Source organism: Pseudomonas luteola NBRC 103146 (genome assembly GCF_002091675.1).
Lineage (GTDB): Bacteria > Pseudomonadota > Gammaproteobacteria > Pseudomonadales > Pseudomonadaceae > Chryseomonas > Chryseomonas luteola.
Genome location: NZ_BDAE01000097.1, coordinates 1 through 661 on the forward strand (window position 1 = coordinate 1; position 661 = coordinate 661).

The 661-nt window shown below is 63.5% G+C and carries 1 protein-coding gene; it reads right to left on the reverse strand.

Annotated features, from left to right (window positions below):
- A partial coding sequence (locus PLU01S_RS25245) for a methyl-accepting chemotaxis protein (protein ID WP_244901227.1) occupies positions 1–661 on the reverse strand: 661 nt, incomplete at both ends.

Here is a 661-nt window from a genome sequence, read left to right on the forward strand (position 1 = left end):
TGGGTCATGCCATCGATATCGGTAATGCGCTCGGCTACCGAGCCCAACCGCTCGTTGGCCTTTTGCGCGATGGTCATGCTGTCCTCGCTGAAGCGCTGACTTTCGGTCATGGTGGAAACCGCTTCGCCCGCCCCGGTTTGCAGCTCCTGAATCATGCTCTGGATTTCCCGGGCCGAACTCTGGGTACGATGTGCCAGACCACGCACCTCGTCCGCTACCACCGCAAAACCACGCCCGGCATCGCCTGCCCGTGCAGCTTCGATCGCAGCGTTGAGCGCCAGCAGGTTGGTCTGCTCGGAAATGCCCTGGATCACTTCCAGGATATGTCCGATGCGGGTGGTCTTCTGGTTCAGCTCATCGATACGGCCGCAGGAGGCGCTGATGTTGGCGGACAGGGTTTCCATCGCCGTCAGGGTCTGGCCCAGTACGCGACGACCCTCCTCGGCCTGCTGCCGGGCACTGGTAGCCTGTACGGACGCATCGGCAGCGTTGCGGGCGATCTCCTGTGTAGCGGCGCCCAGCTGGTTGATGGCTGCCGCCACGCTTCCGGTACGTCCGGCCTGGTTGTCCGAGTTGTGCAGCGAGGAGTTGGAGGCCGCCAGCACCTGACGGGAGACCTCGTTGAGCTGGCGGGTACTGGCCGATACTTCGCTGATCGAGC